Here is a 10,408-nt window from a genome sequence, read left to right as displayed (position 1 = left end):
TTATTACTCCACTTTGGAGACACGAAGTCCTTCGTCGTTGTTGTAGGCGAGATCGAACTCCGCGACAGCTGCCCTGCCGTCCTCATCGAGCACGAGGACGAGCTCTCCGCCGAGCCAGCGGTCGTCCTGCCAGGCACGCAGGTCAAGAGAGCCCTCCAGCGCGGCGATGACACCGTCGATGACGTCGGGGGCGGTCATCAGCCTCGGCAGGGGCAGGGTGCAGCGAGCGATGTCCCGCACGAGCTGCCGTGGCGGGACCGCTTCGGTGGAGACTTCGACACCCGCACTCCGGTCGACCCATGGGGGGACGACTAGGCCGTCGGGTGTGCGTACCAGGACGATGACCTCGAGCGACTCGGCGTCGTCGTCCCGGACGTGACCTTGACCCGCGCGGTCGTCGGTGTTGCCGACACCGCCGGTGAGCCACCCGATCAGCGGTGTCCCCGGCTCGGCGACGTTGTCGAGCCGGAACCCGCCGGCCCGGCTCTCCTTGTCGGCCCGCTGCTTCTCCGCGGTCTCGAACGCTTCGGCCATCGCAGGCTGCCAGCCCTCATCCCCGACCTGCTCCTGTCCGTATGCGGCCTGGGTGAGGATCGAGATGTCGGCAGGCAGGCGCAGCGAGATGTCCTCGGTGAGCATCGGCCACAGCACAGCCGCCGAGCGCAGCAGGGCGGACTCCTGATAGACCCGACGCGAACCGGCCACCGGCTTCGGCGGCACCGCCGTCCAGTCGGCCCCGGTGACGTGGCAGGTCGCCTCAGCGAGGTGCGGCGGGCGATCCGGACGGTCGTGGCGGTGCAGCCGCCCGATGCGCTGAAGCATCAGGTCGACCGGGGCCAGGTCGGTCACGAGCAGGTCGAAGTCGATGTCGAGCGACTGCTCCGCCACCTGACTGGCGACCACGATGTGCCGGGCCGGGCGCTCGCCGCTTCCGGGCGGGCCGAACGCCTCGCGCAGCCACCGGTCCTTGGCCGCCCGGTCCGGCGCCATGAAGCGGGAGTGCGCCACCGAGACCGGGTAGTCGGTGCCGAGCACCTCCCGCAACTCCTCGGCGGTCTGCTGGACCCGCGCCACCGTGTTGCGCACCACAAGCGCACAGCCACCGTCAGCGAGCGCGGCCCGCAGCAGCGCGGCGAGGTGCTCGGGTGAGTCGTCGAGCGGTTCGAGGCGAACAGTGATCCCCCGGCCGGAGTCGGCGCACTCGTGCGAGGCAGCTCCCCGGTCCGCGGTGGAGACCGTGACCAGGGGGTAGCGCAGGTCGTTGCGCTGGCCGGCGTAGTGGTCGGGCGGCGGTCCGGGATTGCGCCAGGTGGGTCGAGGCAGCGCTCCGAGCCGACCCCGGTCGTAGGCGGCCATCATCTCCGCGCGCCGGTGCGCGGGCAGCGTCGCCGACAGGACGATGACCGGTACGCCATAAGCGGCCAGCCACTCCAGCGCACGGTCGAGGAAGCAGCTCATGAAGACGTCGTAGGCGTGTGCCTCGTCGATGACCACAATCTTCCCGGCGAGGCCCAGGTGGCGCAGCACGAGATGCCGGGAGCGCAGGGCGGCGAAAAGCAGCTGGTCGATGGTGCCGATGACGAAGCTGGAGAGCATCGACCGCTTCCGCCCCGCGAGCCACTGGTGCACCCCGACCGCCGAGCCGCCCTCCTCGATGGAGATCCCGCTCGGCATCGCGTTGCGGTATATCAGGCCGGAGAAGTCGGAGTTGAACGCGGCCTTGCCGTGCGCGAGCTTGATGTCCCTGGCACCCCGGCCCACGTCGGCGTCCGGCAGGCGGCGTAGCCACGACAGCACTCGCCCGAACATCGCATCGCTCGTGGCGCGCGTAGGCAGCGCGATCAGGCATCCGCTCGCACCGGAGCGCCCCGCGAGGATCTCCACGGCGGCGAGCGCGGCCTCGGTCTTGCCCTCCCCCATCGCCGCCTCGACGATCAGCATCCCGGGCACAGGCATCTCAGCGGCGAGTTCGGCGACTGTTCGCTGGACCGGTCGCGGGGAGGCGCCAGGTGGGAGCTCGAACCGGGCGGCGAAGAGTTGATCCACCGTGGACAGGTGCGGCACCGGCGTCCAAGGCGCCGGGAGATCCAGAGTCCGCCAGGCCGACTCGATTCGCTCGCTCTCGGCTGTAGTGAGTTCGTAGGGGAAGAACTCCTCATTGCTCGCTATCCAGTCGGCGACGATCACGAGTCCGGTCAGTGCTGCCTGGACGGGCTGGGAGAGCCTGGCTTCGCCCCAGTCCGCGAGGCGGTCCGCTGCTCCGGTTCGCTCGGTCATCCAGGCGAGCAATTCGTGCTGGACCTCGATCCATGAGCTGTCGCCGAGCAGGTGCCGGTGGAAGTTGACCTGGGTGATGTTCTCGTCGGTGGGCGGAGTGCCGTGGTGGCCGCCGACGACGACGGCGTACGCATGGATGTTGTCCTCCCAGCCGTGCCCATCGGCGAGCCAGTCGGCGAGGATCACCTGGCCGGCGGTGGCGTGCGGCGCCAGCTTCCGGTCCTGCTTGATCCGCTCCTCGTGGTAGTCGAGTCCGTTCGCGCGCATCCGGTCGGCAAATGGCCTAGCCTGGCTGGCGAAAGCGGGCGTGGCCTTGCCGATGTCGTGGATACCGGCGAGCCAGGTCAACAGGGTGCGGCCGTCCTCGGCACCGCCGGGCAGCTCGGAGCTGATCCGCTGCGCGACCGACGGACTCAGCCAGCCGTCCCAGAGCCGCCCGGCGACGGCTGCCGTGTCGGCGAGGTGGCGCCACAGCGGCAGCCAGCCGATCAAGGACGTGCCCGTCCGGTCGGTCTTGCCCCACACCGATGCGGCGGCGTCGGTCAGCGGCGGAGTCATCGACATCTCCTCATCGACAAGGGATCAGGCGGGCAGGAGCGAGCTGCGCGTGCCGGTGTGCGAGAGGTAGAGCGCATCCCGTGCCCTGGTCATCGCGACGAAGAGCAGGCATCGCTCGCGCTGCATGTCCTGGCGGTGCGACAGCGGGTCCTCAGCCGGGTCGGTGACCGCCTGGGCGGAGGGCAGGACACCTGCGTCCAGGCCGACCACGGCGAGGCACTGGAACTCCAGTCCTTTCAGCCGGTGCATGGAGGCGACCCGGACCCCGGCACCGCCGGTCTTCTCGTCGGCGACCGGGATGTGCGCATCGGTCAGCGCCTTGATGATCGCCTTCACGAGCTGGCCGTTGCGGGCCGCGACACCGATCGCCTCCGGCTCGACCTCGTCGTCGTCCATCCAGGTGCCGACCCGCTCGATCAGCTTGCTGAGCTCTCCGGCCCGGTCGCGGTGCACGGTCAGCGCGGGCGGTCGGCCGTGGGTGAGCGACCGGTAGCCGGCGAGGGTGTCCACGGTGTCGTCCAGGCTCACCGCCGAGTCCCCGTTGAGCACCCGAATCGACCAGGCGAGGATCTCGTGCGTGGTGCGGTAGTTGAGGGTGAGCCTGCGGCTGCGGCCGCTCACCTCGATGCCGAGCGACTTGAGCGAGACGTGGTTGTCATAGATCCGCTGGTAGGGATCGGCCATCAGGAACAGGTCGTCCGGCCCTGGCGCGACGGCGGCACGCAGCAGGCGCCACTGCGACGGGTGCAGGTCCTGGCCCTCGTCCACGATGACGTGCCGGTAGATCGGACCGCTCGTCGCGAGGATGCCCACCGCCTCGTCCGCGAGCTGGAGGTAGGTGCTCTGCCGCTGCTTCGCCAGCCTGGCGACCGCTCCGTTGACCGCCGCCCAGACCTGGTCGCGCTGGTCTGCGCGCAGTGCGTCGCCCCGGCCACGGCGGACGGCGGTGCGGTAACCGTCCGCCGTGGTGATCTGCTGCGCGAGGATGACCTGCTCCCATTCCCGCTGCAGGAAAGCCGGGCTGAACGTGGCGAGAGTGCCGGTGCGGCTGAAGTACGACGGTGCGTCCGCCGCCACCGCCTGCCAGAGCGCTCGCAACGGCTCGGGCTCGATCACCTTGGGCTCGCGGCGGCCCTTCACGATCTGGTGCGCGAGCTGGTCGGCACCGAGGACATCGATGCGGCTGCGGATCACCTTGTCGTCGGTGAGCAGGTCGATCTGGCGCCGCAGGGTGTCGGCGAGCGTCCTGGTGTATGTCGTCATCAGGATCTTCGAGCCGTCGGCGGGCAGGCGACCCGCGAGGAAGACCGCCCGGTGCACCGCGGTGACGGTCTTGCCCGTTCCCGCACTGCCGGTGATGAGGGCCGGACCGGCATAGCTCGGGCGGTAGGCGATGTCATGCTGCGTCGGGTGCAGGAAGACCCGCCACACGTCGAAGGGGTGGGCGAGGATCGATGCGAGCTCGTGCGGCCCGCTGACAAGCTTCACCCGCTCGGGTGTACGCCCGGCGGCGGTGAACAGGTCCGAGGTGTCGATGTCGGCGACGATCCGCTGAGCGAGCTCGTCGAAGATCTCGTTGACGGTCATCCGCATCGAGAGTCCGGTCAGCACGTCGAACTGGGCGGTCGGCAGGACCGCTCGGAACGAAGCGAGCTGCTCGTCGGTCGTGACGGCCCGGATCAGCGGGATGAGCACGTCCTCGATGCCGAGCCGCCGCAGGTCATTGTCGGAGACCCAGCTGAAGAGGCCGACGGCAGGCGTCGGTGGCAGGGCCTGCTCGATCTCCTCGATCCGCTGCTGATCCCGCATCTCCAGCAGGCCGAAGACACGGTTGACGGTGAACCGTCTGCTGACCGCGTAGGCGATGGCGTCGTCGTGGTGCATGACCGTGAGGAGCACATATTTCGCGCCGCCCGCCGCGAGTACCACCCCTCGGTAGGCCAGGTTGATTCGAATGGTCCGAACGTTAGGGTCTCGCGCCCCTTCGAGTGTCTCCAGGTGGATGCCCGCATGCGTATGCTCGGCGAACTTGCTGATCGCCGACACGACGGCACGCTGCACATCCTTCGGCAACCTCCCGTATGCAGCCAGAAATCCGCAATCGAGCGCCAACTCCGCCATGCGTCCCCTCCCGACTCGGTCTCGACCCCTCGGCCGCCGGAACACCTAACCACACCGTGAACACTATTTACAAGAAAATTCCGCTAACTATCGTTTACGCTTGGCCAAGTAGTACGTTCGGCGGACCACAATCGGGTGGCTTCGGCGGGGGGTCATCCACTGTGGACGGTTTGCTCGACACAGGCTTGCCATCGCGTACCGGTGAGGTGATTAAGATTTGCGTTTGTCGCTTCCCGCGCGGCCTTGCCGCGCGCACGCAGCTGGAGGAGCCGTGGCCGCGCTTGAGCTCATCAACGAGCGGTACCAGCTGGGACGGGCGACGCTCGCCGTCGGCGGCATGGGCGAGATCTGGAAAGCGCGCGACCTCACGCTCAGACGCACGGTCATCATCAAGCTGATCCGCTTTCCGAACGACGAACCGGACGCCGACCTTGTTCACCGGTTCAAGCGGGAAGCACGCCACACCGCACGCCTCGACCACCCCGGCGTGCCTGCGATCTACGACGTCGGCGTGCACAAGGGACGCCCATACATCGTCATGCAGTACATCGACGGCATTAACGTCGACGACCTCATCACCCAAGGTTCACCGCTCCCCATCGGCTGGGTCGCCGCCATCGGGGCGCAGGTCAGTGGCGTCCTCATCGCCGCTCATCACCTGGGTCTCATCCACCGCGATCTCAAACCCGACAACCTCATCCTGGACAGGGAGGGTGCCGTCAAGGTCCTCGACTTCGGACTGGCCGCGGCGTTCTCGGGCAGCGACACCTCCCGGCTCACCCTCACCGGACAGGTCCTCGGCACCGCCTGCTACATGGCACCAGAGCAGATCAACAGCGCGGAATGCACTCCGGCCACCGACATCTACGGTCTCGGCTGCACGATCTACGACCTGCTCACCGGCCAACCACCGTTCAACGACGCGAACAGCAAGGTCGTGCTGGACCACCACCTCACCCGGCAGCCCACCCGGCCGAACACGCTCCGCGGCGCAATCCCCGTCGAGCTGGAGGAGCTCGTCCTGGCGATGCTGGAGAAGTGCCCCGAGGACCGGCCGAGCGACGCCGTCACCGTCTACAACAGACTCGCGCCGTTCGCGGACGACCTTCCTGAACTTGCCGGGCTGCCCGCGCCTGAGACCGAAGCCGTGCGTGCCTACACCGCCATCGCCAGCCGCACTCCGAGTGGTCGTCGGACCCCGCTACGCCCCGTGCTCGCCATGCCTGCGGTCAGCCGGGCCGAACTCGACAAGGTTCGCCGACACGCGCAGGCGTTGATACACGGGTCCGAGCCCGCCAGCGCGGCCAGGCTCCTCAGTGTGATCATTGAGCCGGCTATCCGAGCCTTTGGCGACATCGATTCTGATGTGCTCGAGGTGCGTGCGGTTCACGCGAAGGCGCTGTTCGGAGCAGGCGAATATCGGGAGGCTGCTCGGCAGTTTCGGCTGCTCATCGACGACATGGCGGCGCTGAATGGGCTGGACAGCGAGGAGGTCCTCGACTGTCGGCTGCACGTGGCGAGGGCACACGCGATGGTTGGCGAGCCGCTGCGGGCGCTGCAGCAGCTCAAGGAGGTGCTCGATGATCGGTTGCGGATCCATGGGGCTGGGGACCCGAGCCTGGCAGAGCTACGGCAGGAGATCGAAGGGCTGAAGCAGTTGTGAGGTGACGCGGGCTTCGGGACTATTGTGGAATTGCTCGTGGGAGTCGTCAGTTGCAGATAGGTTGTTCGGGCCGTTCTAGGGAATAGATAAATGATCTACGAACTGCTAGTGAACGAAATAGCGGTGCTGGCGCCGCTGCGGCCCTGGTAAAACAGTGCGTTCCCCGCGTAGGCGGGGGTGATCCCTCACAGCTCACCATCCGGCAGCGAGCGCACAGGCGTTCCCCGCGTAGGCGGGGGTGATCCCGGGAAGTGGATCTGCTGCGGCGGGGACTACCCGCGTTCCCCGCGTAGGCGGGGGTGATCCGGGCTGCGAAAGCCAACCGGCGATTGCAGCCTCGCGTTCCCCGCGTAGGCGGGGGTGATCCGCCCACATCCTCGGCGACGAGGACACGGAGCTTGCGTTCCCCGCGTAGGCGGGGGTGATCCTATGCGGGCTGCGGATGGTCCGTTCGGTGGATCGCGTTCCCCGCGTAGGCGGGGGTGATCCCCCGTTGACCGTTCCGGCGGCCTGGGCAATGGTGCGTTCCCCGCGTAGGCGGGGGTGATCCCCGACGAAGAGCTCCGTCGTATCGCTGAGAGGTGCGTTCCCCGCGTAGGCGGGGGTGATCCCGAGCACACCATGTTCTCCGCCCAGGACGTGTTGCGTTCCCCGCGTAGGCGGGGGTGATCCGCAGCGGTTCCTGGCCTCTGAGGAGGTCCGTACGCGTTCCCCGCGTAGGCGGGGGTGATCCGCAGATCCTGGAGGAAGCGGAGGGAATGAACGAGCGTTCCCCGCGTAGGCGGGGGTGATCCTCAGCTCCTATTCATGAATAGCAGTTACACGACGCGTTCCCCGCGTAGGCGGGGGTGATCCCGCGGTGAGCCATACCGATAGCCCTACTGGCGTGCGTTCCCCGCGTAGGCGGGGGTGATCCCGAGGGCCGTGGCGCTGGAGACGAGTTCCGGCGGCGTTCCCCGCGTAGGCGGGGGTGATCCAGTCCTACCGGCTTTCTGATAATCCGAGGGGTACGCGTTCCCCGCGTAGGCGGGGGTGATCCACTGCCCGCGCGTCTGCTGGACACCGTGCCCGTGCGTTCCCCGCGTAGGCGGGGGTGATCCGGCGCCACCCGGGGCGTCAACACCAGCGAATGGGCGTTCCCCGCGTAGGCGGGGGTGATCCCCACACCCGCATGCTCGCGATGTCACCGAGCTGGCGTTCCCCGCGTAGGCGGGGGTGATCCCCCCTTCGCGGGATCCCAGAACTCCCAGAAGGCGCGTTCCCCGCGTAGGCGGGGGTGATCCGTTCTTGGATGCCGGTAAGAACGTGATCAGTGCGCGTTCCCCGCGTAGGCGGGGGTGATCCGACCCCGTTGGACCAGTACTGCCCGGAGTACCCGCGTTCCCCGCGTAGGCGGGGGTGATCCGAACCCGAACCCGCAGATGGTGACGACGATCCGCGTTCCCCGCGTAGGCGGGGGTGATCCGTCGGCGGAGGCGATGAGGCCCGTCTGGACCCCGCGTTCCCCGCGTAGGCGGGGGTGATCCAAAGGAAGCCATGCGCTGGTTCCCGGGAGTGGTGCGTTCCCCGCGTAGGCGGGGGTGATCCCTGACTGCGGCAGGAGAGGCGGTTGTGACATGGGCGTTCCCCGCGTAGGCGGGGGTGATCCGCAACAGGAGATCATCGAGTCGGTCCGGGACCAGCGTTCCCCGCGTAGGCGGGGGTGATCCGGTCGCTGAGGCGCTGGACGGGATCGCGAAGTTGCGTTCCCCGCGTAGGCGGGGGTGATCCGGCACTGGTATCTACGGGCCGAAGAAAACGCGGGCGTTCCCCGCGTAGGCGGGGGTGATCCGTGGATGGCTGACGACGATGCCGCGTGGATCCGGCGTTCCCCGCGTAGGCGGGGGTGATCCGTTCCGCAAGGTGTTCATGAAGGCCATGGGGAAGCGTTCCCCGCGTAGGCGGGGGTGATCCCTCGAACATCACGATCCGCATGTGCGTGCTGGAGCGTTCCCCGCGTAGGCGGGGGTGATCCCACGCCCGGTCTCGACGCGGCCATCGCCAAAGCGCGTTCCCCGCGTAGGCGGGGGTGATCCTGCGGAGTCCTTGAGCTTGTAGTTCGCGGTGGCGCGTTCCCCGCGTAGGCGGGGGTGATCCGCGTTACCAGCGGGAACTCCTCAGCGTCGACGCGCGTTCCCCGCGTAGGCGGGGGTGATCCTGCTCGACTTCACAGGTAAGACCTCACTCGGATGCGTTCCCCGCGTAGGCGGGGGTGATCCGGGAAGAGAAACCGGTCACCAATACGCCACCGAGCGTTCCCCGCGTAGGCGGGGGTGATCCTGACCTCAAGCAACTAGCCGCCTTCTCAGGTATGCGTTCCCCGCGTAGGCGGGGGTGATCCCTGGTGGAACCGTCACTGGCAACCCATTAACGTGCGTTCCCCGCGTAGGCGGGGGTGATCCGTGCACGCAGGTCTTGCAGCCGCGTGCCTCTGGGCGTTCCCCGCGTAGGCGGGGGTGATCCCCCGTGCTCGACTCGATCGAGCAGCTCGAAAGCGCGTTCCCCGCGTAGGCGGGGGTGATCCCCAGTCGGGCATCTGCGCCTTGAGCCACGCCTCGCGTTCCCCGCGTAGGCGGGGGTGATCCCGCGCGAGCGTGTCCGGGCCCACTGAGCCCGGGGCGTTCCCCGCGTAGGCGGGGGTGATCCCGCGTTCTTGGCCCAGTACTGCACGGTGTCCTCGCGTTCCCCGCGTAGGCGGGGGTGATCCGGTGGAGCTCATCCTGCGCACGGCGGGCGGCGGGCGTTCCCCGCGTAGGCGGGGGTGATCCCACCCTCAACGACGCGTTCGCCACGTACTTCGGGCGTTCCCCGCGTAGGCGGGGGTGATCCCGGGGGCGTGGTGCCCTGTGCGTGCCGGGACTGGCGTTCCCCGCGTAGGCGGGGGTGATCCCCGGCCTCCGCGACCTCCAGCGCCCGGTCGGCTGCGTTCCCCGCGTAGGCGGGGGTGATCCGCTCCGTCCGAACGAGCCCCAGTGGCCCGTGCTGCGTTCCCCGCGTAGGCGGGGGTGATCCCGGCGGCGGCTCATCCGACACGGTGACGGTCTCGCGTTCCCCGCGTAGGCGGGGGTGATCCCGGTACGGACGATGTCGGCTTCGCTGTCCTTGAGCGTTCCCCGCGTAGGCGGGGGTGATTCGGCCGGAATGCCACTCCACGGCGCGCCTCCAGCTCGTTCCCCGCGTAGGCGGGGGTGATCCCGCCGGAGGCCTGGTGGTGACGGTTGCATTTGGACGTTCCCCGCGTAGGCGGGGGTGATCCGATGTCGCCCCACGGCAGCCGGTAGCCGGCAGAGCGTTTCCCGCGTAGGCGGGGGTGATCCCCGGCGGGCTGCGGCCGCGACCCGGCGCCACACGCGTTCCCCGCGTAGGCGGGGGTGATCCCACCCGGCTGGTCGTGGTGGTGCCCTCCACGGAGCGTTCCCCGCGTAGGCGGGGGTGATCCCAACGACGGCCACGGATGGGCTGTGATCCACACGCGTTCCCCGCTAGGCGGGGGTGATCCGTCGCGCTACGGCAGACAGCCGAGCACCTCCGGGCGTTCCCCGCGTAGGCGGGGGTGATCCGAGACGTGATGATCCCTGCCTCACGCGGTGCAGGCGTTCCCCGCGTAGGCGGGGTGATCCACCGTCGGCTTCCTTCGCCGCACCCTGCCATCCGCGTTCCCCGCGTAGGCGGGGGTGATCCGCCCTTCGCGAGACCCTGGTTCGCGGTGGCAGCGCGTTCCCCGCGTAGGCGGGGGTGATCCCTGTGCGC

General features: G+C 68.7%; 3 protein-coding genes and 2 CRISPR repeat arrays (1 of these 5 running past the window's edge). Of the genes, 1 reads left to right on the top strand and 2 read right to left on the bottom strand.

The window, feature by feature from the left end; genetic code table 11:
• Window positions 1–3: 3 nt before the first annotated feature.
• Both cas3 and F4553_RS38340 read right to left on the bottom strand, forming a co-directional pair.
• The gene (gene cas3 / locus F4553_RS38345) at window positions 4–2,835 is read right to left on the bottom strand and encodes a CRISPR-associated helicase Cas3' (RefSeq protein ID WP_246467604.1); all 2,832 of its coding nucleotides are present in this window, start codon (window positions 2,833–2,835) and stop codon (window positions 4–6) included.
• A gap of 24 nt (window positions 2,836–2,859) precedes the next feature.
• Window positions 2,860–4,881, bottom strand: coding sequence for a UvrD-helicase domain-containing protein (locus F4553_RS38340; RefSeq protein ID WP_184846384.1), 2,022 nt, complete (start codon window positions 4,879–4,881; stop codon window positions 2,860–2,862).
• A gap of 346 nt (window positions 4,882–5,227) precedes the next feature.
• Between F4553_RS38340 and F4553_RS38335 the strand changes: the two genes are divergently transcribed.
• Window positions 5,228–6,619 (top strand): serine/threonine-protein kinase, encoded by a 1,392-nt coding sequence (locus F4553_RS38335; RefSeq protein ID WP_184846382.1) that lies wholly within the window; start codon window positions 5,228–5,230, stop codon window positions 6,617–6,619.
• Between the two features lie 156 nt (window positions 6,620–6,775).
• Window positions 6,776–10,097: a CRISPR direct-repeat array (repeat unit 28 nt; unit sequence GCGTTCCCCGCGTAGGCGGGGGTGATCC).
• Between the two features lie 213 nt (window positions 10,098–10,310).
• A CRISPR array of direct repeats spans window positions 10,311–10,408; the repeat unit is 28 nt; unit sequence GCGTTCCCCGCGTAGGCGGGGGTGATCC (it continues 175 nt past the right edge of the window).

Origin of the sequence: Allocatelliglobosispora scoriae, assembly GCF_014204945.1 — a bacterium.
GTDB lineage: Bacteria > Actinomycetota > Actinomycetes > Mycobacteriales > Micromonosporaceae > Allocatelliglobosispora > Allocatelliglobosispora scoriae.
The sequence above is the reverse complement of the archived record's forward strand: the minus strand, read 5'-3'. Positions and strand labels throughout refer to the sequence as shown.

Excerpts from the sequence above, each read along its gene's own strand:
- cas3 (WP_246467604.1), bottom strand. The coding sequence starts at position 2,835 with ATGACTCCGCCGCTGACCGACGCCGCCGCATCGGTGTGGGGCAAGACC.